The sequence below is a fragment of the Bacillus cereus genome (assembly GCF_015071065.1).
Taxonomy (GTDB): Bacteria; Bacillota; Bacilli; order Bacillales; family Bacillaceae_G; genus Bacillus_A; species Bacillus_A cereus_BA.
Genome location: NZ_VOVA01000014.1, coordinates 48,997 through 73,894 on the forward strand (window position 1 = coordinate 48,997; position 24,898 = coordinate 73,894).

Sequence of the window (24,898 nt, forward strand, 5' to 3'; positions counted from 1 at the left end):
GCGTTTACGGGCAGCCCGACTCCCACCTAACTTCTTTGCTCCACCTGAATTTTGAGGTGGGAGTTTTACTGCCCGCAAATAGCGGGATAAAATAAGAAGCTGCTTTTCCTGTAAAGAGGAAGAGCAGCTTCTTATTTTGAAACAGTTTAGACCCTTATATTACTTTTTTTAAACAGGTACCCATATTTCGCTTCTGAAATTCGGCGAGGATACCTCTTTACTTTCATTCCACAATATTTCCGGTCCTTCTGCTAATTCATAGTTTGAAGAAGGAAGCCATTCGGAATAAATACGTCCCCACACATTTTGTAATGCATCAGGAAATGGACCAACAGCTTCAAATATAGCCCATGTTGAAGCTGCAACTTCAAGTTGTTTCTTTAAAATCAATTTCGTGTGTAAGGTTGTCTTCAATATACTGCATTGCCGCATTCATATTTTTAAGTGAATCCATTATATGACCTCCTTTGTATATAGAATATCAGGAAAAAGATAGCCCCATCCGACATTTCATGCACAACTTTGTAGGGTGCGTTTTTAACCTTACAAAATTGTAATGTTCCTGTAAGGAGAATGAATGGATGGCATGATATCCCAATGTTATAGTAACAAAGTACTTTAGCTCATTAGGTTAAATTTTGATTTCTCCGCTTATGTGCCTTACATAACTGTCATGTTTGTGTAAGAAACATCGATAGTGGCAAGAGTAGAGAGTGTATATAGTTGAAAATAGAGAATAGAAGAAATGAGGGATGTCGAGATGAAAACAGTGTTAGAAGCAAAAAATATTGAAAAAGTGTATGACACAGGTGGGAATAAATTTGCAGCTTTAAAAGGCATTAACTTACAAGTAAAAGAAGGTGAGTTCGTTGGAATCATGGGACCTTCTGGTTCGGGTAAGACGACTCTTTTAAATGTTCTTTCTACAATTGATAATGCGACGGACGGTGAAATTTTAATTGATGGAAAAGACATCGTGAAGATGAACGATGATAAGCTAGCGTTATTCCGCCGCGATCATTTAGGGTTCATTTTCCAAGATTATAACTTGTTAGATACGTTAACGGTGAAAGAGAATATTGCGTTACCTCTTGCGTTATCAAAGGTGAAAGCGAGTGAAATTGATCGCCGCGTTCTTGAAATCTCAAAGAAATTCGGTATTGATCATATTTTAAGTCAGTTCCCATATCAAGTATCTGGTGGACAGAAGCAGCGCTGCGCAGCATCGCGCGCGATCGTTACAAGCCCTAGTATGATATTTGGGGACGAGCCGACTGGAGCACTTGATTCTAAATCAGCGACAGATTTACTAGAAAGTATGAAGTCGTTAAATGAATATGATAACTCTACAATTTTAATGGTAACGCACGATGCATTTGCGGCGAGTTATTGTAAACGAGTTATTTTCATTAAAGATGGTGAGTTATATAAAGAATTGCACCGAGGTGAATCAACGCGTAAACAGTTCTTCCAAAAAGTCGTGGATGTAATGTCTTCCATTTCTGGAGGTATGGCTGATGACCTTATCTAGCATTGCCCTCCGCAACATACAGCGGAACTTTAAAGACTACTTTGTATATTTTGCATCTATGATTTTTAGTATCGTAATTTATTTTACATTTAAAGCACTGCAATACAATTCACAAATGGAAAAAGCAGCGGAAGCCTCGAAGAAAATTAGCGGAGCATTCCAAGTTTCAAGTATCATGCTAATCATCTTCGTAGCGGTATTCATTATATATTCGAACGGTTTCTTTACACGGAAGCGTAAAAAAGAAGTTGGACTATATTCGTTACTCGGTATTCGTAAAAGACAAATCGGTAAAATGCTCTTTTATGAAAATATGTTAATGGGATTAATGTCTTTAATTATAGGGATTGCGATTGGTAGCGTTCTTTCGAAACTATTCCTTGAATTATTAGTAAGCATGATGGGTTTAAACTTAAATGTACATTTTGAAGTACCGATGGCTGCAATTGTTGATACAGCAATTATTTTCTTTGTAATTATATTGTATACATCACTTCAAGGGTATCGTTTAATTTATCGATTCAAGCTAATTGAACTTTTCCGCGCAGAACGCGAAGGAGAAGAAATGCCAAAAGGATCAGTAATTATGGCATTTATTTCAGTATTCTTAATCGGTTCAGGCTATTTCTTAGCATTAATGTACGTGAAGGCATTGAAGTATGCAGACTTTATGTTAGTCGCACTTTACATTTTACTTGCGACAGTATTAGGTACGTACTTACTATTTATGTTCTTTACAGTATTCGTATTAAAACGTGCAAGAAATAATAAATCATCGTTTTATAACGGTATGAATATGGTAACAACGTCACAGTTACTATATCGTATTAAAGGAAATGCAAAGTCGCTTGCGACAATTTCTATTTTAAGTGCGGTGACATTAACCGCGGTTGGTACGTCAGTTACGATGTATTACAACACATTTACGCAATCAAAAGCAGCTGCACCGTACAGTTATTCTTACGAGAAAAAAGATGCAGAGCTAGATAAGAAAGTAAATGAGATTCTTGCTGAGGAGAAGAAGGATCATCCTGTTAAAGATCAATTTGAAATTGAGACGGTTCCTGTAAAAGGGAAGTTTGAAGGGGATAAAGTTGATTTCATTCTTAATATGAACTACACGATTTCAGAGAAATATCAGTTTATATCTCAGTCTGAATTTAACAAACTTGCTAAAAAAATCGAAGTGGAAACAGTGAATGTAGCTGCTGGTGAAGCATTTATATATGATAGTTCTTATATTGAGGGGTATGAGTTTAGTCCTCAATATAAAGGAAATAAAGCGGTATTCCAAATTGGAAATGAGACGAAGACATTAACAATCCAAGGTGCAAACGATAATGCAATTACGAACTTAGGTGAATTAGTTGTTGTCGTTTCAGATGAAATGTATGAACAAGCGAAGCAAGCATTTGGAACACGTATTGTAAAAAATATTGATGTAAAAGATGAAAGAAATAGTAAAGTATTAACAGAAAAATTAACAAAAGTGATGCCAGCTGGTGAATCAGAAATGGTACCAGCATTTAGAGATTTCTACACTGGTTTCCATATGGGGCTTGAAGCAACTGGACTCATGATGTTCATCGGAATGTTCTTAGGACTTGTATTCTTACTAGCAACAGGCTCTATCATTTACTTTAAACAATTAACAGAAGCAAATGCAGATCGTGAGCGTTACGTCGTACTTCGTAAAGTTGGTGTAACGAAACAAGAGATGAAAAAAGCTATCGCCAAACAAGTAAGCTTTATTTTTGCGATTCCGTTAGTAATCGGAATTCTGCACAGCTTATTTGCACTAAAAGGTTTAGCAAACTTATTACCATTTGAAATTATGATTCCGCTCCTAATTAGTATCGGAGTATACGGTGTCATTTATATCGGATATTACTTCTTAACAGTTCGCTCTTATTATAAGATTGTGAGCGCGAAGTAATAGGCGATAACTGTAAGAAAATAAAGAGCCATTCACCTGATTTCTTATGAGGTGAATGGCTTTTTTGCTTTTGTATATAAGTACCACTAAGGGGGAGACATCATTAACGCGCATCAATTATGTCTATAAGACTAAAAGTATGTTTACGCCCAAAGGTATCTATACATACTACAGAACGTTGTAAAGGATGTATTTCCGTTACGATCATGTAACTTGTAGGAAAATAATCATCTTTATAATAAGTAATCAATATTTCTTTTTCTGAAATGTATGAGCGTAATAGAGTGTCTTCAATTCTCTCTCTATCATCAGATTGTTTAGACATAATAGTCATTGGAGTCGATTTTGATATATTTGTACTACTCATGCTTTCTATTCTCCTAACAATATATTTTCTATATAGGAAGGTTAATCACTATGGAAGTAGCTGTTACCGATAATTCATAAGCAACCTATTTTAGCTTTAACATGTATAGAACGAAGAAATTATGGATTATTGGAAGACTAATTTGCTTAGCACTAAAAAATTACCAAATTCATTAACTTATTTATAGTAATTTATTTGTCATTCTTGCACTTTTTTGAATGGGGGTAAAATTTTATTAAGATTAACTTGGATGAAGGAGAATAAATAAATCGAATGGATGAAGGTGAGCTAGTATTATCCCTATCTCACCTCATATTAAGAAAGCGTTTTTATATAACGGTATGATTTTCACGATATTGTCTAGGAGTCATACTAGTGATTTTTTTGAAGACTCTTGTGAAATAACTTTGGTCATTAAAATTAAGCCAAGTACAAATATCTGATAATGGATATGTCGTTAATGTTAATAACTTTTTTGCCTCCTCTACTCGTTCCCTTTGAACATACTCACTTAAAGGAATCCCTACTTCTTTTTTAAATAATTTAGATAAATAGGTAGGGGAAATAGCTAAAAGGCTAGCAAGGTCATTGAGAGATATTTCATCGTAAATATGTTTGTGAATATGATTTAGGCATGTAGTTATTGAATTAGAATATGCTTGATTACTATATTCTTTAACACGTTCTGCAAAAGTACATAAGGCATCTTCAATTAATCTATTTACGGAGTACATGTTATCTAGTTTTTCAATGGTTTGGATATATAAAGTACCAAGTGAAAAAGCGATATCTGATGGAAGATTACCCTCTATCGCATATCGAATAGCTAGAGTAATTGCAATAATACCATTATTTTTTTGGTTTCTGAGTTGATCTCCTTTTGATGAAATTGCCGCATCCTCTTGTGGAAATGAATACGCATATTGTATTACTTTTTCTTTATTTCCTTCTTTAATTGCTGAAAAAAATTTACGTTCTAATGATATGTTGTAATTTTTAGGGTCATTCCGCCGGCGTTTTGAAATATATAAATCGGGATTTACAATTTTATAAGAAACGTCCTCTAGAACTTTGTTTTTTTCCCACACAATATCTATATCTAATTTTTCATTGAAAATTACGTAATGTAACCAAATGCTTATATCAATGAGAGTACTTTTTTTAATCTCAGGTAGAAACTGATAGTAGTCCATTCCTTGTTGCATTTTATTATTAATGTTGGAATACTCCATAAGTTTGATGGCCATTTCATCTGATACTTTTGGATAGGTAGTGGGCCCGATTATAATTGTTCCTTTTAAATATTCGTGATTTGTTATATGAATGATAACGAAATTCTCAAGATACTTATTTCCTTTAAGAATTGGAAAGTTACAGGGAGCGTTTTCCTGATAAATCTCACTTAGATGTTCTTCTTTAGAAGAATAAAAAGGACTACAAATAGTATTAGAAGTAGATTCATATAAGATTTTTCTGCTAGTAGATAAGAACTGAACAGGTACATGAAAAGTTCTATGCACAAGATCACATAAGTATTGTAGGTCGATGGGATTATTCATTATTTTCTCCTTTTAAATAATTTGTGAAATACCACATTAGATCTATATTTCTTTCCATAAGATACAAACTTCTTAGTATTTAATTGTTTTTGCTTTATATAAAAGCTGTGCATATATTTACGGATGCATTTACACAGATGCTGTATGAAAATAAGCGTAGGGATAGTGTCTTCCATAAAAGCTCTCTTTTATATTTATTATATCAAATAAACAAATATAAAAGAGGTATTTATATAGGGAAGACGAAATATTTCATGTGTCAGAATGCATGATAAATTCTTCATAAAATCTTAAAAAATCTCCTCAATTTTTGTTAAGAAACGATAGTTATACTTAGATACAAGTTAAAACTATTGAACGAATGGGGAGAGGTTTACATGCAACTCATAACATTCTTACATGAATTTATTAAACATCCGAAACATACTGGTGCAATTACGCCAAGTTCAAAAATATTAGCAAAGAAAATGGTAGATATAATTAATTTTAATAGTGCGAAGTGTATCGTGGAGTTAGGTCCTGGTACAGGAGTCTTTACGAAAGAAATTATGAAGAGAAAGAAGAAGGAAACAATATTTCTTCTTATTGAAATTAATGAAGTGTTTTGCAAAGAGCTAAAGAGAAAGTTTAAAGATGAGAAGAACGTCATTGTTGTACACGGTTCAGCTGAAAATATAAAAAGGTATATGGAAGAGTTCAATATAGAATGCATTGATTACGTCTTATCAGGATTGCCGTTCACTTCTTTACAGCCCTTCCCGAACGAGAAAGCCCATCGCCTTTAGGCATGGGATGAAAGTGAGGTTGGATCTGGAGTGCCACTAAAAATCGCAAGGTTCGTGGTACTCTAAGTATCCAAAGTATAAGTAGTTTCTTCGGGTATTTTTGTTGTAATTTTTCGAAAATAAATGATGCATTGTAACTAGAATCAATGATGATAGAAGTACGTTTCAAAGTGTTTGAGGGAAAAATCTCCTCGTCTCATGTAGGTGCAAAGTTTATGGACAAGTTCTTATTTTGTTTCTATTGCTAGAAGTGTATCAAATGAAAGATGTTGAAAATTAAACAACAAGGGGATGAAACGTATGTCACAGACCCTAACAGTGAAAGTGAAATTGATTCCAACAAAAGAGCAAATCCGTTTATTAGAACAAAGTAGTCACGAATATATCAAAGTTATAAATACACTTGTATCAGAAATGGTTGAAGCAAAGAAAAGTACGAAAAAAAGCACAAAAGATATTGAAGCAAATATCCCAAGTGCGGTGAAGAAACAAGCGATTAAAGACGCAAAAAGTTTGTTTGCTACAAAAGTAAAGAAAAGTAATTATAGAATCATTCCGATCCTAAAGAGGCCTGTTTGTGTATGGAACAATCAGAATTATGCATTTGACTGTACTTATATTTCCATTCCATTTATGGTAAGTGGAAAGTCAACTCGTTTAAAGGTTCGGGCTTTATTAACAGATAAAAATAATCGCAATTTAGATTTGTTAAAACATAAGTTAGGTACACTTCGTATCACAAAGAAATCGAATAAGTGGATCGCCCAAATATCTATCACGCTTCCTACAAATGAAAGGGGAGGAACGAAAATTTTAGGAGTAGACCTCGGTCTCAAAGTACCCGCGGTAGCAATCACAGATGATGATAAGGTTCGTTTCTTTGGAAATGGTAGGCAAAACAAATATAGTAAGCGTAAGTTTCGTAGTGTTCGTAAGAAGTTAGGAAAAGACAAAAAAGTGAATGCCATTCGGCGATTGGATGATAAAGAGCAAAGATGGATGCAAGATAAAGATCATAAAATAAGTCGTGAAATCATTAATTTTGCGATTGCAAATCATATTTCTGTCATTCGATTAGAACAATTAACGAATATAAGACAGACGGCAAGAACAAGCCGTAAAAACGAAAAAAACCTACACACTTGGTCATTCTATCGTTTGTCAAAATTTATTAAATATAAAGCGATATTAGCTGATATTCAGGTTGAATATGTGAATCCTGCTTATACAAGCCAAAGCTGTCCGAAATGCGCTGAAAAAAACAGGGCACAAGACAGAAAGTACAAGTGTCCATGTGGGTTTGAGACACACCGTGATATCGTTGGGGCGATGAATATTCGCTACGCAACTGTGATTGATGGTAACATTCAATCAGCCTAAGCACCTATATGGTCTGGTTTAGGAGGGGCAATGGGATGCCCTCATCTTGAAGGCTGTTCAAAACAGAAATGGACTGCGAACGCTTAGTCATTCAAGAATCCCACCCGTAATTCCATAAGGATTCGGGCTTGCGACTTTAGTCGTGGGAGTCTCAAATGAATTATTATCATACATTGAGCAGTATGGGTATTGGGCATTATTTTTCTGCTTATGGTTAGGCATTATCGGTATGCCGATTCCAGATGAAATGATTGTTATGAGCGGTGGTTTCGTATCGTCATTAGGCGTATTAAGTGTTATTCCTGCGTTTGTATTAACATATTTAGGCGTTGTATCCGGGCTTTCTTTAGGCTATATACTAGGGAAAATATTTGGCGTAAAAGTACTAAACAAGTTGATGAAAAAGAAAAAAGCAAAATATGTTGTTAAATCGCAAGAGATGGTAGAGAAATATGGTCGTTATGCATTAGTTACAAGTTACTTCATACCAGTTGTAAGACATATCGTACCGTATGTAGTTGGAATGAATAACATGTCATTTAAGACGTATGCTTTGTATTCCTATACGACAGGATTTGTGTGGACACTCGTTTATTTTGTACTCGGTTCTTTATTCGGACAACATATTGAAAGCATTGTAGCGATCGCGATAGAGTATGGTGTGTATTTTGGCGGGAGTATTGTTTTGATCGTAAGTCTGTTTTATGTAAAAAGAAGTGCAGTGGTTAGTAAGTAGAGGAGGCTGTTCCAAAATACATTTTTGGATAGCCTCTTTTGTTACTGTATGGTAAAAAAGTAGAAGAGGGGGAGTGAGAGTGAGAGTTGTGCTACTCATTGTTAGCCTTATCTTAATTGGAATTATGTGTAGTATGAGAATAGTATCCTTACATATGATAGAACGACAAAAGATAGAAGAACGATATGTATATTGTCCAAAATGTGATGCGAAAATTAGAAGAGGAAAATCTGCTCCTTTTTGTTCGAAATGTAATTTAATATTTTAACGCCAGTAAATCCGAAATCACTTTGTATGGTTTCGGATTTTTCTTTTTAAGAAACTGTTGAAAAATCTCAGCACTATTTCAGAAAAACGAAAGAGAAAGTTATGTTCTCTTGCGTTTTTTTAGTTAAAATGAGTGTACATGATAATGATGTATATTTAAATGGAGTGTTATATTTGGAGATTTTGATCATAGTAGGATGCCTACTAATAGGCATTATTTTGATTAGTGTAAGTATTTACCGATTTGTTAAAGAAATAAAAGAAAAGATGTCCAAGAAAGAGAAATGGGAAGTAGTGGCACAAAATTTGATAGGGTTATTTAGTGATCCGTTGCACGGAGCACCGTCCTATTTTTTAGTTGGTGGTCTCGCTTTTGTGATCGGACTGTTATTTCTTTCAATGGGAATGGGCTGGGTTGAGATTGAATAAGGTATAAATAATACTTTATAGTTGTCTTGCGAAGAAGGAGAGAATAAGTGCCGATTATAAGAGATATACAATTGAGTTTTCTAAAAGCGAAAGAGCATATAAGTAGCATAGAGGCATTACAGTTAACATCTACAAGCAACTATGATGAAGATATATTTTTTTGTAAAGAGACGAGCTGTATTACTTCGTTATATTGTCGACATATGCCAAAGTTAAGAATGAAATATGAGAGAGGGATTTTGATTCATTGTGTGGATGATATTTCATTACTCCATGAGTGGGAGAAGAAATATCGAATTTTCCCTGAATATATTAATGTTTTTGTAGAATATGGGAGTGTGAAGGATTTTCCATATTTATCAGATAGAGAGAAAAAAGAGTTAGTCCTTCAAATTGTTCATGCTGAAATGATGAGTTTAGCTGTGAAATATGATTGGGATATAGAAGAGTTAGAAAAAGTGAACAATAAGATACTAGAATTGGATTATAGAAACGAGTTCGTATATATAAAAAAGAGTAGTCCGAATAAAAAATACGTGTGTAGTATAACTTGTCAGCATGAAGTGGCTTATGCTGATATGTACTTAGAAATAAGAGAGTATAGAACGAGACGGTTAATCAAAAAGGAAAAGCTTATTAGAGAAGAAGATATGTATAAAATATTTAATCATGTTAGTGACGTGGCCTGGAAGTTAAATCATAAAGTGATGTTGATGAATGATAAAGGGAAAACTATGTGGATGTTAACTTTTTTAGAGAAGGACAGCCCAGCTAGTTTAGTTTGGAAGATTGAAAGAATAGATTGGAAATAGATAAGAATTGGAGTGTATATGATGGAAACACAAATCGTTATTGGGGTACCTGGTTTATGGAAAGATAGAACAGAATTAATACAAGAAGTTGCGAGTAAGAGTAACTATATGTTAGCAGGGAATATTATGCACCATAAGGAGAAGGAGATTGTTTTTGAAATTGATGTACATGAACAAGACACATCTTTAGGAGAAGCTTTCTTCTATGCAAGCGGTGAGCGTTTTGATGAAGAATTGCTCCGGGAATTGGAGAAGCATACTTATACAGTGTATGTTATTGCGAAAGTTGACGATACAGAGAGGTTACAAGAAGTGATTGATGTAGGAATGGAACTTTTAAATATTGGTGGACTTGCTTTAAAAGTTGAAACAGCAGGTGTAGCTTATTCGAAAGAAGAATGGAAAGAGCTTGCAGAGGATAAGGAAATACTCCCTATGTACTCACACCTTGTAACTTTAGTAGGAGATGAAGAGGGCGGTTATTATTCGTGTGGAATGCAAGCATTTAACCTACCAGACGTCGTTTTAGACGGAGGAATAGATCCAGAAGTAGCTGTAGATTTATTAAATGATTTTAACCTACATAATATATTCGAAAACCCTAATTTGAAAGATGGAGATACAATTAGTTTCACAGAAGATTCTCCAATGTATCGTCTAGCTCATTATATAGATGAACGCTATGAACAAGAGGATCCATTTTATAATCCGTGCGGGGTATGGAAGTTAGAGAGTGCTTCGGCAAAGAAATCTATATTTCAGAAGTTTGGGAGTGTGCTAAAAGGATGGAAAAATACATAAAAGAGCAAATGAGTATATGCGACAAATATAGAGCAGAGTATGTAGAATCCCCGAATGACTTGAAATTAGGAATAGCGCAAAATGTGAAAAGTGGTATCGTTCCGATTAATGGGTTACGAATGCCTGTAGAAAACGGAACGACAGGTTGGTACATTTGGGCTGGTGAAGAAATGGGGACAGAAGAAGATTTCTTTCTTCCTTTACACGTTCAACATATTGATGAATGGGCACCTGAAATAAAGAAGTATTTAGGATTACCACCTGGTTGGAGATTTTTAATTGCTAGAGATTACGAGGATGTGTGGTATGATCCGAATTTACTTAATGAAGATTTAGAAGAGGGTTCAGATGCATGGGAAGAAAACATGCTACAAGAGTATGGGTGGCACATGCATATCGTGTTAGCAGAGGATATTGATGGTATTCATGCTAATTATCATACGCATGGTCTAAGAGAAAACTTTAGTCATCAAGATTTACAAATAACATTAAATATGGATCCTGAAGTAGCACATAGTGTTTTTTGTTCCATAATAGAAGAAATAAAGAGTGGAAAAAAGTTTGAACAAGGAATAGAGTACACAAATATTATTGAAGGCTATCCAGTTAGTATGAAGTCTTTCATAGAGCTAAATCGGGAGGTTTTAAGAGTTTTGTTACCTGATGAAAGAGGGATTCTTCCGACTGCATTAGAGTGTGATGAATATTATAAGACTCAATTAGATGATATTGAAGATTAAGTATTTTAATACACACTGGAAAATGTAGATAAATTTTGTGTATGGCATGGATAGGAGATCGAGATGAAAAGAAGAAGAAAGTCCGGAGAAAAGATACAAATGAACCGCTTTACACTCCCTTTACCCCGCATTAACGGGCAGTAAAACTCCCACCTCAAAATTCAGTTGGAGCAAAGAAGTTAGGTGGGAGATCAACTGCCCGTAAACGCCCGATTGGTTCAACTAATAATCAGTGGGGGATGAATAACCCCCCACTGATTATAGTTTCACTTTATGTTACGGAAGTGAAGCACCATATTATTATTACGAGGTAGAGCCTCATGAAAGAGAGCAACGCTTCCATTTAACATCAGATCTTTGCATAATGGACGATGAACATTACTTTATTAGAGGGTGTTTAGAGCTTCCTATAATTGATTACCACGAAAATTTCATATGGACTGTGTGGGTATCACTTAGTAAAGAAAGTTATGATAAAGTATTAGAAGAGTGGGATGAAAGAGGACGAGAAAATAGTGATCCTTCTTTTGGCTGGTTATCTGTAGAAATACCAGTTTATCCAGAAACACTAAATTTGAAGACAAATGTACATATAAGAGAAATTGGAATGGCACCATATATTGAATTAGAGCCAACCGATCATCCTTTAGCGATAGAACAAAGAGATGGAATTACTTTGGAGAGAGTTAAAGAAATACAAGAAATCATCCAACGACATAACTAGATTAGAAGAGAAAAAACGAGTGATATCACTCGTTTTTTTTCATTACACAACCGCAGGATTATAAATCATCGTAAAGTGCCCTTGTAACAATTCAATATGACAAGGTGTATGAAGCGAACTTTCTCCATCTGTATCTACTTCTTTTTCTTCTTCCGTTTCAATATGAATCGATTTTGCTTTTACATGGAAGATGTCATTTTCATTTGTGTCTTCAAAGAGTTTCTTTCCGATATAATCTTTAAATGCTTGAATGCCTGTTGATTTGACTACGAAAATATCAAGTGTTCCATCATCGCATTTTACGTTCGGAATAAAGGACGGGATACCACCAAGATATTCACCGTTTCCAACCATAACAAGAACAGCTTCGTCTTCATATACTTGTCCGTCGTAAGTAATTTTGACCGGGAACGTTTCAGCGTTTTTTACAGTTCGAATGGTGCTTAAATAGTAACCGATTTTACCAAGCTTTGCCTTCTCTTCTGCATCAATATTGTTTGATACTTCAGAGACGAGTCCAATACCCCAGAAGTTTAAGAAGTGTTGTCCATTTGCTTTTGCGACGTCAACTGGTTTTGCATGCCCTTTTGTGATAAGTTTTGCTGCTTCTGCAATGTTTTGCGGAACACCAAGTGTGCGAGAGAAGTCGTTGCAAGTTCCGCCTGGAATGATTGCAAGTGTAGGTCTAGTTTCAAGAGGGGCTAAGCCATTTGTGCATTCAAATACCGTTCCGTCACCACCAAAGACGATAATTAAATCTACTTTACTAGCAAACTCTTGGCAATATTTTGTTGCATCACCTTGCTTTTTCGTATGAAGGATGTGTAAGTCAGGAAAAGCTGCGGCAAGTGGTGGTACGATTTTCGTTAAGTTTGGATGTAAATCACCTTGTCCAGCTTTCGGGTTTACGATGAGGAGTACTTTTTTAAATTTTGTCTTTGTCATTTTTATTCTCTCCCTTTGTCTTTTACGAATCGTGATAGAAAATAAACTTCCATCAGTAATTGATGGAAGTTTATTTTTTTATATTATTCCGTTACAACTGAAGCGATAAATGGTAAGTTACGATATTTTTCTGCACAGTCGATACCGTAGCCAACGATAAATTCGTCTGGAATTTGGAAGCCAACATATTCAGCTTTTAAGTCCACTTTACGGCGTTCAGGTTTATCAAGTAACGTACAGAACTTGAGTGCTTTTGGTTTATGCATAAAGAAGTGATCTTTTAAGAAGTGAAGTGTTAAACCAGAATCGATAATGTCTTCTACGACAATTACGTTTTTTCCAGTAATATTTACATCGATATCTTTTAATAGTTTTACTTTTCCAGTTGTTTCTGTTTGATTTCCGTAGCTAGATGCAGAGATAAAGTCGATAGTTATTTCGTTTTTAATGTGACGAATTAAATCAGCAGCGAATACGAAAGATCCTTTTAATACAGCGATTACAACGATTTCTTCTCCTTCAAAATCACGTTCGATTTGAAGCGCTAGTTCTTTTACTTTTTCTTGTAATTGTTCTTCAGAAATTAAAGTGTCTTTTATTTCAATATTCATTGGAATCCTCCTACAGTGTAAAACTTGTGAACATTTCGACTGTAAAGGATAGAAAGGAAAAAGTCAAAGAAGATATAAGGTTTTTACAGAAATCCCCACAAAATAGTCAGATGATATGATATACTGATTGCATTAAGAAAACGCTTCCACAAAGGGTGATTATGATGAAAAAGAAACAGTATACAAGTGTAACATTTATAAAAGCATTGCTTTTAACAATTGTTCTTGGTATGTTGGCTTACATAATTGATGTACCTGCAATTCGCATTTCACTAATTGGAATGACTCTAGTATTAGGCGCAATTTCCCATGGTATGATGTCGCAGCTGCATGAAGCTGGACTTGATGATATGAAAGATCATATAGATAAAAATGAGAAACCTTCAAAAATATAATAATGAAGGTTTTTTTCTTTTCTTACAAAAATGTAAGGTGATTTGTAAGGCAAATCGATAGTTGCATAGTAGTGTTTTGGATAAACTATAAGTGTAAGGTAAAAGGCAAGCATATTTTAGGTAAATTGAGTTTTAGGCACTCTATATGTGAAGAAGGAGTAGGAGGGCATGGAGAAACGTTGGACAACCTTTTCTTTTTTAGTGACTAGTAACACCGTAATGCTAGCTGGAGAAATGGATTTTTTGCACTTGTTTGATCAAGAAGACGATCATTCTTCTTCTAAATTTACAATGAAATGGCGTAAATGGAGCGAAAGTTGTAAATTGGAAGAAGAGGCCCCTAACGAAGAGCAAAAGATTATTTTAACAAACCCTATTAAAGCGTGGGTTGTTCAACGTCGTAAGTGTAACGTCAAAAATCACTTCAAGAAAACTGAGCCGAGACAATTAGTTATCACTCCGGCCCTTTCTACTTCTCAATCACGCGAAAGTAACAAATAAATATCGAGACACATCCAAAGAAGCATCGTATTTATACGGTGCTTCTTTCTTGTCCATAAAAAGTCCCTTAGCGTATGAAAGATTTGTTATGATTGTGAAGGAATCTTACATTTTACATATGGTAGGAAATATGATGGAAGTAAAATTAGAAAAGGTGTGTGCGATGAAAAAATATAGTGTAATTGCAGTAGCAAGTTTGTTGGCAACAAATTTATTAACATTCCCTTCTAGTTCTCTAGCAGAAATTGAAAATAAAACGAGAAATAGTATAGAAGCCTTACCAGTTATACATAGTAATAAGCAAAGTGAATTGCAAAAGCAATTAGAAGTTATACAAGAGCAACAAATAGAATTAGAAAAAAGAAAAGATATTTTGAAACTGCAGGAAGAGTTATTTGTTAAGGTTGACGAATTAAAACAGAAAAAAGAAGAATTACTAAAAAAAGATAGCGAAGATAAAGAGAAATTAGAAGAAATTCAGCAAAAATTAGATGAATTAAAGAAACAACAAGAAGAACTTGAAAAGAAGAATCCGTTAGAACTAAAAGAAAAGAAGATTGATGAAAAGAATAACCAAGAAGAAACAAACTCAAATGAATTAGAGGAACAAAAAAAGAAGGAAGAGCTTGAAGAGAAGAGTCGATTAGAAGTAAACGAAAAGAATAACCAAGAAGAGACAAATCCTGAATTAAAAGAGAAGCAAAAGAGAGAGGAATTAAAGAAACAGCAAGAAGAATTACGAATAAAGCAGCAACAATTGGAGAAGCAGCAAATAGAGTTAAAACAGAAAGAAGAACAAGTAAAACAAGAGATTGAATTAAAGCAAAAAGAAGAACAAGTAAAACAAGAGCTTGAATTAAAGCAAAAAGAAGAACAAGCAAAACAAGAGCTTGAATTAAAGCAAAAAGAAGAGCAAGCAAAACAAGAAATTGAATTAAAGCAAAAAGAAGAACAAGCAAAACAAGAAATTGAATTAAAGCAAAAGGAAGAAAAGGAAAAAAGAGAAGTAGAATTAAAAAGGGCAGTAAGTAATTTACAAGCAGCATCACAATCATTCCCTGATGTTCCAGGGTGGGCGGAAGAGTCTGTTACTTATTTAGTGAATAAAAAAGTAATTACAGGAATGCCGGATGGAACATTTTCACCGCATAGCGTATTAAGTAGGGCTGAAGCGGCTACAATTATGGCTAAAGTTTTAGGATTAGAAGTTAAAGAAGGGGACAAGCCAACCTTTATAGATTCGAAAGATAATTGGGCATCTTCCTACATTGCAGCGGTGGAAAAAGCAGGCGTTATTAAAGGTGAAGGAAGCGGAAAATTTAATCCGTACGGTCAAATGACAAGAGCGGCAATGGCAACAATGCTTGTACAAGCATATCAATTAGATTCGAAAGTTAATGGAGAATTACCGACATTATTTAATGATGTGAAAGATCATTGGGGCGAGAAATTCATTAATATTTTAGTAGAATTAGGTATATCAAGTGGTATTGATGGAACACAGTGGCAACCTGATAAATCGATAACACGTGCTGAGGCAGCGCGACTTGTTGCGGTAACAGATAAATCTAAAGATAGCGAAGTAAAAGTGAAAAAGGTAAATATAACGAAAAATTTCTTTACGTATAACGAGCCATCATTATCATCAGGTATTTCAAATGAATATGCATCACAAGAAGTAAAGGTATATGAAGAAAGAGACGGTGGATGGATAAAAATTTATACGGATTTGGGTTTTAAATGGGTGTGCTTAACTGAAAAGAAAGTAAATATAACGAAAAACTTCTTTACATATAATGAATCGTCATTAGCGTCTGGTATTTCAGGCGAGTATACTCCGCAAGAAGTGCAGGTTGTTGAAGAAAGAGAAGGCGATTGGATTAAAATTCGTACGAGTTTAGGCTATAAATGGGTATGTCTAACTGAAAAGAGAGTACAGATTGATAGAGACTTTACTACTTATGATGCTCCGTCACGGTCTGCGACTGTTTTAGCGTATTATGGACCACAAACAGTAACTGTTGTAGAAGAAAGAGGAACGTGGCTTCGTATAAGTACATATGCAGGATACCAATGGTTGGACACGAAAAAGGAGACAAAGTATTTATCTAAAGTATTTTTTGCATATGACAGCCCTAGTTTTGTATCGCGCGTATCAGGGAAATATTCTCCGCAAACAGTAGAAGTTTATGGCGAAAGAGAAGGCGGTTGGATTCAAATACAAACTAATAATGGCTTGAAATGGGTTAATGAAGGCAATATTAATCGTAGTCAAGTGATATTGAACGTACCATCAATTTACCAATTTCCAGAATTACACAATGGCTGTGAAGTAGTTTCTTTACAAATGCTTGTGGAACATCAAATTGGTCGTTCATTAAATAAAGTAGCATTTGCGTTTGAAATGCCTTTTGATCAAACGAAATTAAAGAACTATAAAACATCATCACAAATTTGGGGAGATCCAGATGTAGGGTTTGTAGGTGATGTGACAGGAAATACGCCAGGATATTCTATTAATCCAGAACCATTAAAAAGATTGTTAGATAAATATGCAAGAGGAACGAATTTAACAGGAAATGATTTTTCAGTCCTAGAAGATTATGTGCGAAATGGGAAACCGGTTGTTACTTGGGTAACGGTAGCACTAAATAATCCAAGACCAATTACAACGTGGAAAACACCAGGTGGAAAAACAATTTATGCACGAATGAATACTCATGCGGTCGTTTTAACAGGTGTAGATGATAATTATGTGTATTATAATGACCCATTTTATGGAACGAAAAATGTGAAAGTGAGTAAGAGTTGGTTTGCAAGTATTTATAACCAAATGGGGAAGAAAGCTTTAAGTGTAGATTAAATAAAAAAGGTTATCCAAAAGATTATTTTGGATAACCTTTTTTATAATGAAATCTTTAACAGAATTCCATTTCATCTGCATCTCATATTTACATGCTCGATCTATTCTATTAATACATCCGATGCGATGTGAAAAAGTATAAAAGGAGCGAGATGAAATGAAAAAAAAACTATTACCAATTTGTGCGATGGCACTTTTAACAGTAGGGTATTCTTCAGTTGCGAGTGCTTCTACCGGAACATTGACAAAGGAAGAAGCAGCACAAGTACAAGAAAAAGGTGATGTGGCTAAAAAAGAAGAAGCAATAAAAGCTGGGCAAAAGAATGATACGGCTAAAAAGGAAGTAGCGCCACAAGTACAAGAAAAAGAAGCTATTGCAAAAAAAGAAGCAGCAATTCAGACCGGGCAAAAGAATGATGCAGCGAAACAGGAAGTAACAAAACAAGCTGTAAAGGGAGAGAAATTACCAAACACAGCATCGAATAATGTAGCAATGATGACACTAAGCGCATGTCTTGTAGGGATAGGCACATTATTTGGATTGAATCGTCGTAATAAAGTGAAGGCATAAAAATAAAGTGTTTATTAGCCTATAAAGAATGGGATAATTTCATATATTAAAAATGGTAGGATATCCCTACCATTTTTTGCATGGAGGGATGGAACATGAAGTTACTCAATTATATCGGTATCATATTGATGGCTATAGGGCTATTCATGGGATCGTATTACGCTGTGGAATGGTATAAAGGAAAAAGCTCTGCTCAAGAATTAACGAAAGAAGAAATAAAGAGCCTTAAAAATATACAAGATAATCAACTTTCACATGAAACACCTGTAACTTCCCAAGTATCTTCTTCTCAAACACAACATAAAGAAGGAGAAAAGGTAGCGATGTTAAATATACCGAAAATAAAGAAGAAGTTTTCTATATATTGGGGAGCAAATGATGCAACTTTGAAAAAAGGAGTTGGTATGTTTGTTAGTGATTTAACGACAACTCCATCTGGAGGAGGACATACTGTACTCAGTGGGCATCGAGATACTGTATTTACAGATTTAGGAGAGTTAAAAGAAAAGGATACTCTTATTTTAGAGTATGATAATAAAACTTACACATATGAAATTCAAAAGACATGGATTACCCATGCGGATGATCGTACTGTTATTATAAAAAAAGAAGAACCAATATTAACACTGACGACTTGCTATCCATTTGATTATATAGGAGATGCACCAGATAGATATATTATCGAGGCGAAGTTAACTGGTAGTTATTCAAAATAAAATTGTAGTTTCTGAAAGTGGGAGGGGGATACATAAGTTATGTCAAAAAACATTTTAATTGTTGAAGATGAAGATATTTTACGTGAAATATTAAAGGATTATTTTTTGAGTGAACAATATAAAGTGCTTGAAGCGAGAGACGGGAAAGAAGCTTTAGCCTTGTTTGAGGAAGAAGAGGTTGATTTAGTTATACTCGATATTATGTTGCCTGAACTAGATGGATGGTCTGTTTGCCGCAGAATTCGTAAAACGTCCGGGGTTCCAATTATTATGCTAACAGCACGTGTCGATGAAGACGATACGTTACTTGGGTTTGAACTTGGAGCAGATGATTATGTGACGAAGCCGTATAGCCCGCCAATTTTATTAGCGAGAGCGAAACGATTATTGGAAAGTAGAAAAGCTTTGAAAGAATCTCCAAATAGTGAAGATGACACAATATGTATTCATGGAATTTATGTTCACTTCCCATCACGTACTGTCACTGTTGATGGAGCGCATATTACTTTAACACATACAGAGTTTGAAATATTAGTGTATTTCATGAAAAACCAAGGAATTGTTCTAACAAGAGAGCAATTAATTTCAAGAATTTGGGGATATGAGTTTGCTGGGGATGATCGCACAGTAAATAGTCATATTCGTAATTTGCGAAATAAATTAGGAGAGAAAGCAAAGTACATTATAACTGTAGTGCGAACCGGTTATAAATTCGAGGGGAACATATGAGAAAAGGGATTGTACTTAAATTATTTACCCTTACAACAGCTCTATGTATGTTGATTTTAGCGACGATATTTATTGGACAAACGATATTTTTTAAGCAATATTATGCGAATCGAAAAGTGGAAGATATTAAAGTGAATTTAAATTCTTTTGAAAAGAACTATTTAAATTATGCAGGAAGTGCAGATGGAATTCAGAAGCTGGAGCAAGACTTTTTAAGAGAAAATAATACGTGGATTACGACATTAGATCAGAATGGGAATTTAAAACATGCGGATGATTTTTATTTTGAAGTAACAATAGATCGTAGGCAACAAAAGAGCTTTGGACAACAAATATTCAAGATTCCCTTAGGTAATCTCGTCAATATAGAGGAGATTGATAATAAATTATCAGAGCAGTTTTTAGGACAAGAAATTTATTTTTCTGGAGTGAAAAAAGAAGATAGTTTTATCCCATTCTCTTTTACGTTGACAAGGGAGAATTTAAGTGGAGCTAATAAACCGTTAGAAAAGGCATTTAATGAGAAAATGAGTAAATTAAATGAGGAGAAAAAGAAAGCAGATCAAGAACAATTTGCTAAGGAAAAGAAGCCGGCCGTTCAGGAACAAGCTGCTCAGGAATCAGATGTTCATATAGGAGGACGTGTTACGAAAGTACAGTTCCCAGATGTAAAAGGTCCTGTAAATCCAATTTATAAAAATAATTTATTTTTGGATAATATAAAAGAATTTCAAACTGATTTATTATTAAAAGAGAGTAATCACATACAGTATGCAACACAAATAATGGACTATGAAAAAAATGATATAAAATATAAATTATTAATTAAACCAGTAAAAGAAAAAGATGGATCGGTAACATACATATACGCGATGGCTTCTTTACAGCCTGTAGATGAGGCTGTGCAAATGGTGCAAGATTATTACATCTACATTATTGCGTTTGTAGTCGTTCTTATATTTCTAGCTTCGTTCTATTACTCAAAACAAATTGCAAAACCATTATTAAAAATAAATAATACAACGAAGAAAATAGCACATTTAGATTTTACAGAAAAAATTCCGATAACTTCAAAAGATGAAATCGGTGATTTATCGCAAAATATTAATACATTATCTAATAAACTACATTCACATATTGGACAGTTAGAACAAGATATTGAAAAAGAAAGAAAGTTAGAAAACACAAGGAAAGAATTTATTGCAGGTGTTTCGCATGAATTAAAAACGCCGCTGAGTATTATGAAAAGCTGTATTTCCATTTTAAAAGATGGGGTAGCTGAACATAAGAAAGACTACTATTTTCAGGCGATGGAAAAAGAAGTAGACAAGATGGATATACTAATTTTGGATATGCTTGAATTAGCTAAATTTGAGTCTGGCACATATAACATGAAAATGGATTCTTTCTATATCGATGGGGTGATTGAAGAAATATGTGAACATCTTTCATCCGAGATAGAGACAAAAGAACTGAGTGTGCACAAGCATATAGGTCCAGCTGAAGTGGTTGGGAATCAAAATAGAATCGAACAAGTCATCGTAAACTTCATTACGAATGCAATACGTTATACACCAGAAAAAGAAGATATTATTATTTCCACAATAGACGAGACGAATCATATAAAAGTGTGTATTGAAAATAAAGGTGCTCACATTGAAGAAAAACAATTAGATAAAATTTGGGATCGTTTTTATCGCGTGGATGCGGCAAGGAAACGTTCACAAGGTGGAACAGGGCTTGGCCTTGCAATTTCAAAGAATATTTTAGAACTGCACAATGCTGAATATGGGGTGAAGAATACAGAAGATGGTGTGTTATTTTACTTCTATTTACTGAAAAAAGCGTAGACAATACATGCTACGCTTTTTTTAAGTTATTTTCATATTATCTTTATCTAATCTTTATTTTTAAGCGATATAATTTGGTTAGAAAAAGAGATTATGTAAGGAGTAGATTAGCCGTGAATAGCAATTTACTAGGTGTGATGGTATTTATTTTTCTTTGTGCATTTATTGTATTTATTATTGATATTACTCATTGAGAGTTTTGATAAAAAAAGAGCGCTAATTAAGCGCCCTTTTTTTGTGGATTCATTTGATAAGCACCAATGCTTTTGAATAAGCGTGGTGAAGTTGTAAATAAAAATATAAGCAAAACTGTACATAAAATAAATGAACCAATCATTGTGCTACCGTTAAATATTAAAGAATATAAGAAAGCTGATTGTCCTTTTGGTGCATATTGTCCCCAAAAAATAATTCCTGCAATAAAATGACAGAAGTAGCGAGCTAAGCTACCGATAAATGTAGCAAGGATAATATAAGCAATGGTTTTCTTTCTTTGGCCATTCATTAATGTTTGCTGAATTTGTTTATAAAATAGTCCAGCAAATCCAATGAATGCGAAAGCAACGAAGTATTCAATTATTACTTGAATTGGTGTGACGATAATTGCATCACCTACGACAATTTGCAATAGTCCCCAAATTAAGCCGCCTAAGAATGCCATTTTGAAGCCCCAGCGATATGCGATAATAAAAATAGGAATCATAGCAAATGAAATGGAACCGCCTGTTGCTGATATTTTTATTGAAAGTGGTAAAATGTCGATGACCATGGCGAAGGCTGCAAGAATTGCAGATTCGATCATCGCTTGTAAATTGGTGTTACGCATGTTGTCTCCCCCTACATCCAAGTTGCACAAAAAAGAACATTATCATAGGAGGATACGAAATACGTAAATAAAAAAGAGGCATGTATTTCGGACGTTTGCACAATCCCTGCGTTAGCATTAACTAACAGGTTCAAAGGGTCGGAACGAAATGTTCCCTCTCAGCGGTAAGGCTCCCCCTGTGATAACGAGATTCTTTATTTGTTATTATTTATTGTAATTGAAATGGATGAGAATGGCAAATGCACTTTGTATGACAATTATTGAAATAGAATTGTATTGAAATGTTAATAAATAGGAAGCAAAAAGATATAGTCCAATTGAAATAGAGTATGATATAATTTGTTTGAAAATAATTATCATTCTCTTCTGAGGGGGAAGGTTATGAGCTTAGTAGATATTAAAATTGGTGAGAAAGTGTTAGTAAAAAGTATTCAGTCGTTAGATCAGTTATTAAAGCGTAGACTAGCTGCTTTCGGTCTTGCGGAAGGAAGCGAACTTCGCATAAAACAGAAAGCGATGTTTAAAGGGCCTTGTACATTGGAGTGTCGTGGGCAGTTAATTAGTATTCGTCATTGTGATGCGAAAATGATAAAGGTGGAATTAGCGTGAATAAAGTTGCTTTGCTAGGGAATCCGAATACAGGGAAAACATCATTATTTAATGCACTTACTGGTTCTTATGAGTATGTAGGAAACTGGAGCGGTGTAACAGTAGAAAAGAAGGTTGGTAAATTAAAAGATAAGCAAGGAACATTAATTGATTTACCAGGCGTCTATGATTTGAATCCAGTTTCACGTGATGAAGGTGTTGTTACGAATTTTCTACTAACAGACGAATTTCATCATATGTTAAATATAGTGGATTCTTCACAATTTGAGCGAAATATGCATTTAACATTGCAATTACTTGAATTTGGTAAGCCTGTTTCAATTGGTTTAAATATGGTTGATGTGGCAAAGCAAAGAGGAATTGTGATTAATGTAAAACGGTTATCGGAAATATTAGGTGTAACAGTCGTTCCTGTCATCGCAAGAACCGGAAAAGGCTGTGAAGAATTACTTACTACTCTTCATGAAGAGAAACAAAAAGAGAAAAAGCCATTCATTATTTCATATGGTGTACAAATGGATGAAGGGATTGGAGAGGTAATCGCTCTTTTAGAGACAGCGAATTATGAGCATCCGAGATGGTTAGCCCTTCAATTTCTAAGCAATAACGAAGTAGTAGAAAAAGAAATGAAAGCATTACCAATTTATAAGGAACTTGTAGCCATTCGCTCTCGTTTAGATGGAAAACTTGATTGTACGTTGGAGGAGCACATTTACAAGACTCGTGAAGCGTATATTGAAAAGTTAAAAACAAATGTTATGCAGCATGAGAAAGAAGGGAAAATTCCTTTCTCGGAAAAAATCGATCAGTTAATTACACATAAAATTTTAGGACTTCCAATCTTTTTAGCAGTTATGTTTTTTATTTTTCAAGTTACGTTTACGTGGATTGGTACACCTTTATCTGATATGCTTGATGGATTTTTTGGCGGACAACTTACTGATTGGGTTACAGCTGGGCTCGCAAGTGTTGGAGCTTCTGACTTTATTCAAGCGCTCGTTACAGAAGGTATTATTGCCGGCGTCGGTGCGGTATTAGTATTCGTTCCACAAATCTTTGCACTATTCTTCTTCATTTCATTATTAGAAGACTCAGGATATATGGCACGAATTGCAGTTGTTATGGATAGAATTATGGAGTTTTTCGGTTTAAACGGAAAAGCGTTCATTCCGATGATTATCGGCTTTGGATGTAACGTTCCAGGTATTATGGCAGCGAGAACGATTGAACAGGAGAAGGAACGTTTACTTACAATTTTAGTAACACCATTTATGTCTTGTTCAGCACGTTTACCTGTTTATGCATTATTTGCGGGAGTTTTCTTCCCTCATAGTCAGGCGACTGTTGTGTTCTCTTTATATATCGCAGGGATTGTTCTTGCGTTACTCGTTACAAAAATCATGTCTCTTACTGTTTTAAAAACAGAAAAATCTATTTTTGTAATTGAACTACCGCCTTACCGCGTGCCGCAAGCGAAAACGTTATGGCTCAGCACGTGGGAGAAAGGTAAAGGATTTGTTCGTAAAGCAGGTACATTCATCTTCGGTGGTTCTGTTGTCATTTGGTTATTAAACTATGCAGGTCCATCAGGATTTGGTGTTGATATGGGAGACAGTTATTTAGCGATGATTGGTGGATTTATCGCACCACTTTTTGCCCCACTCGGCTTTGGAACGTGGCAAGCTGCAGCATCCCTTTTAACAGGATTTTTAGCGAAAGAAGTTGTCGTTTCTACAATGGCAATTATTTATGCGGTTAAAGAAGATGTACTAGGAAATGTAATGGGAGCACATTATACTGCGCTATCAGCCTATGCATTTATGTTCTTTATTTTATTATATGTTCCATGCTTAGCGACAGTAGCTGTCATTAAACGTGAAACTGGATCGGTGAAGTGGACAGTTTTCTCTGTCGTTTATCCGCTCGTTGTTGCTTATGTATTAACGCTCATTATATACCAAGTTGGGTCCTTACTCGGATTCTAGAAGGAGATGTATTGCAATGATGGTCAATATTATAATTGGAGCTATCATTTTTGGTTATGCAGCATATACGTTAGTTAATTTTGTAAAGAGAAGTAAAAAAGGAAAATGCGCAGCATGCTCTTTAAGTAAGTCATGTCAGTCGCAAACTTGTAGTCCGGATATGGAGCAAATTGCTCATAAAGTGAAACTTTAATCAGTGGGGGGGTGTTCATCCCCCACTGATTATTAGT

Annotated in this window: 24 protein-coding genes, 3 pseudogenes and 1 riboswitch; of the genes and pseudogenes, 21 read left to right on the forward strand and 6 right to left on the reverse strand. The window is 34.6% G+C overall.

Annotated elements, in window-relative coordinates; genetic code table 11:
• Positions 1-168 precede the first annotated feature (168 nt).
• Positions 169-375, reverse strand: a pseudogene (locus FT637_RS23095) (GyrI-like domain-containing protein); the annotation flags it as partial.
• 385 nt (positions 376-760) lie between these two features.
• Here FT637_RS23095 and FT637_RS23100 point away from each other — a divergent pair.
• The gene (locus FT637_RS23100) at positions 761-1,531 is read left to right on the forward strand and encodes an ABC transporter ATP-binding protein (protein ID WP_002015790.1); all 771 of its coding nucleotides are present in this window, start codon (positions 761-763) and stop codon (positions 1,529-1,531) included.
• On the forward strand, positions 1,518-3,467 hold the full coding sequence (locus tag FT637_RS23105; protein WP_193648271.1) for an ABC transporter permease: 1,950 nt from the start codon (positions 1,518-1,520) through the stop codon (positions 3,465-3,467). Before FT637_RS23100 ends, FT637_RS23105 begins: the two co-directional genes overlap by 14 nt.
• A 103-nt stretch (positions 3,468-3,570) precedes the next feature.
• On the opposite strand, the gene FT637_RS23110 is transcribed toward FT637_RS23105, so the two are convergent.
• Both FT637_RS23110 and FT637_RS23115 read right to left on the reverse strand, forming a co-directional pair.
• Entirely contained in the window at positions 3,571-3,834 is a 264-nt protein-coding gene (locus tag FT637_RS23110; protein WP_193648272.1) for a YolD-like family protein, read from the reverse strand.
• 329 nt (positions 3,835-4,163) lie between these two features.
• A complete protein-coding gene (locus FT637_RS23115; protein ID WP_193648273.1) occupies positions 4,164-5,393 on the reverse strand; it encodes a helix-turn-helix domain-containing protein in 1,230 nt (409 codons plus the stop codon).
• 377 nt (positions 5,394-5,770) lie between these two features.
• Between FT637_RS23115 and FT637_RS23120 the strand changes: the two are divergent.
• From FT637_RS23120 to FT637_RS23160, 9 genes and pseudogenes are all read left to right on the forward strand, one after another.
• Positions 5,771-6,175, forward strand: a pseudogene (locus FT637_RS23120) (class I SAM-dependent methyltransferase); the annotation flags it as partial.
• A gap of 303 nt (positions 6,176-6,478) precedes the next feature.
• On the forward strand, positions 6,479-7,558 hold the full coding sequence (locus tag FT637_RS23125) for an RNA-guided endonuclease InsQ/TnpB family protein (RefSeq protein WP_193648274.1): 1,080 nt from the start codon (positions 6,479-6,481) through the stop codon (positions 7,556-7,558).
• A 142-nt stretch (positions 7,559-7,700) separates the two neighbouring features.
• Entirely contained in the window at positions 7,701-8,294 is a 594-nt protein-coding gene (locus FT637_RS23130) for a DedA family protein (RefSeq protein WP_193648275.1), read from the forward strand.
• Positions 8,295-8,382: 88 nt separating this feature from the next.
• A complete protein-coding gene (locus tag FT637_RS30490) occupies positions 8,383-8,562 on the forward strand; it encodes a hypothetical protein (RefSeq protein WP_193648315.1) in 180 nt (59 codons plus the stop codon).
• 173 nt (positions 8,563-8,735) lie between these two features.
• Positions 8,736-8,990 carry a hypothetical protein gene (locus FT637_RS23140; protein ID WP_193648316.1) on the forward strand — a complete coding sequence of 85 codons (255 nt, stop codon included), beginning with the start codon at positions 8,736-8,738 and terminating at the stop codon, positions 8,988-8,990.
• Between the two features lie 47 nt (positions 8,991-9,037).
• Complete coding sequence (locus FT637_RS23145; RefSeq protein WP_193648276.1) at positions 9,038-9,802, forward strand: hypothetical protein; 765 nt, start codon at positions 9,038-9,040, stop codon at positions 9,800-9,802.
• A gap of 21 nt (positions 9,803-9,823) precedes the next feature.
• The gene (locus FT637_RS23150) at positions 9,824-10,603 is read left to right on the forward strand and encodes a DUF4261 domain-containing protein (RefSeq protein ID WP_193648277.1); all 780 of its coding nucleotides are present in this window, start codon (positions 9,824-9,826) and stop codon (positions 10,601-10,603) included.
• Positions 10,588-11,343, forward strand: a complete 756-nt coding sequence (locus FT637_RS23155; RefSeq protein ID WP_193648278.1) for a DUF4262 domain-containing protein — start codon at positions 10,588-10,590, stop codon at positions 11,341-11,343. The genes FT637_RS23150 and FT637_RS23155 overlap by 16 nt, the downstream gene beginning before the upstream one ends.
• A gap of 259 nt (positions 11,344-11,602) precedes the next feature.
• Positions 11,603-12,067 (forward strand): annotated as a pseudogene (locus tag FT637_RS23160) (DUF2199 domain-containing protein); the annotation flags it as partial.
• A gap of 42 nt (positions 12,068-12,109) precedes the next feature.
• On the opposite strand, the gene FT637_RS23165 reads toward FT637_RS23160, so the two are convergent.
• Positions 12,110-13,012 carry a diacylglycerol/lipid kinase family protein gene (locus tag FT637_RS23165; RefSeq protein ID WP_193648279.1) on the reverse strand — a complete coding sequence of 301 codons (903 nt, stop codon included), beginning with the start codon at positions 13,010-13,012 and terminating at the stop codon, positions 12,110-12,112.
• A gap of 83 nt (positions 13,013-13,095) precedes the next feature.
• On the reverse strand, positions 13,096-13,623 hold the full coding sequence (gene hpt, locus FT637_RS23170) for a hypoxanthine phosphoribosyltransferase (protein ID WP_193648280.1): 528 nt from the start codon (positions 13,621-13,623) through the stop codon (positions 13,096-13,098).
• A gap of 161 nt (positions 13,624-13,784) precedes the next feature.
• On the opposite strand from hpt, the gene FT637_RS23175 reads away from it, so the two are divergent.
• The 7 genes from FT637_RS23175 (at position 13,785) to FT637_RS23205 (ending at position 21,248) form a co-directional block, all read left to right on the forward strand.
• Complete coding sequence (locus FT637_RS23175) at positions 13,785-14,018, forward strand: hypothetical protein (protein WP_193648281.1); 234 nt, start codon at positions 13,785-13,787, stop codon at positions 14,016-14,018.
• 168 nt (positions 14,019-14,186) lie between these two features.
• A complete protein-coding gene (locus FT637_RS23180) occupies positions 14,187-14,519 on the forward strand; it encodes a hypothetical protein (RefSeq protein ID WP_193648282.1) in 333 nt (110 codons plus the stop codon).
• Positions 14,520-14,682: 163 nt separating this feature from the next.
• Positions 14,683-17,382: an S-layer homology domain-containing protein gene (locus FT637_RS23185; protein ID WP_193648317.1), complete on the forward strand. Its 2,700-nt coding sequence runs from the start codon at positions 14,683-14,685 to the stop codon at positions 17,380-17,382.
• Between the two features lie 157 nt (positions 17,383-17,539).
• The gene (locus FT637_RS23190) at positions 17,540-17,953 is read left to right on the forward strand and encodes an LPXTG cell wall anchor domain-containing protein (protein WP_193648283.1); all 414 of its coding nucleotides are present in this window, start codon (positions 17,540-17,542) and stop codon (positions 17,951-17,953) included.
• A 95-nt stretch (positions 17,954-18,048) separates the two neighbouring features.
• On the forward strand, positions 18,049-18,669 hold the full coding sequence (locus FT637_RS23195) for a class D sortase (protein ID WP_193648284.1): 621 nt from the start codon (positions 18,049-18,051) through the stop codon (positions 18,667-18,669).
• Positions 18,670-18,708: 39 nt separating this feature from the next.
• Complete coding sequence (locus FT637_RS23200) at positions 18,709-19,398, forward strand: response regulator transcription factor (protein WP_193648285.1); 690 nt, start codon at positions 18,709-18,711, stop codon at positions 19,396-19,398.
• Positions 19,395-21,248 (forward strand): sensor histidine kinase, encoded by a 1,854-nt coding sequence (locus FT637_RS23205; protein ID WP_193648286.1) that lies wholly within the window; start codon positions 19,395-19,397, stop codon positions 21,246-21,248. Before FT637_RS23200 ends, FT637_RS23205 begins: the two co-directional genes overlap by 4 nt.
• Before the next feature lie 220 nt (positions 21,249-21,468).
• Here FT637_RS23205 and thiT read toward each other — a convergent pair whose 3' ends face one another.
• A complete protein-coding gene (gene thiT, locus FT637_RS23210; protein WP_193648287.1) occupies positions 21,469-22,074 on the reverse strand; it encodes an energy-coupled thiamine transporter ThiT in 606 nt (201 codons plus the stop codon).
• Positions 22,075-22,159: 85 nt separating this feature from the next.
• Positions 22,160-22,261: riboswitch (TPP riboswitch) on the reverse strand.
• 194 nt (positions 22,262-22,455) lie between these two features.
• Between thiT and FT637_RS23215 the strand changes: the two genes are divergently transcribed.
• Genes FT637_RS23215 through FT637_RS23225 form a run of 3 tightly spaced genes read left to right on the forward strand, consistent with a single transcriptional unit; the run spans position 22,456 to position 24,861 of the window.
• Complete coding sequence (locus FT637_RS23215) at positions 22,456-22,683, forward strand: FeoA family protein (protein ID WP_000060510.1); 228 nt, start codon at positions 22,456-22,458, stop codon at positions 22,681-22,683.
• Positions 22,680-24,668 (forward strand): ferrous iron transport protein B, encoded by a 1,989-nt coding sequence (feoB, locus tag FT637_RS23220; protein WP_193648288.1) that lies wholly within the window; start codon positions 22,680-22,682, stop codon positions 24,666-24,668. Before FT637_RS23215 ends, feoB begins: the two co-directional genes overlap by 4 nt.
• Before the next feature lie 16 nt (positions 24,669-24,684).
• Entirely contained in the window at positions 24,685-24,861 is a 177-nt protein-coding gene (locus FT637_RS23225) for a FeoB-associated Cys-rich membrane protein (protein ID WP_000989602.1), read from the forward strand.
• Positions 24,862-24,898 lie beyond the last annotated feature (37 nt).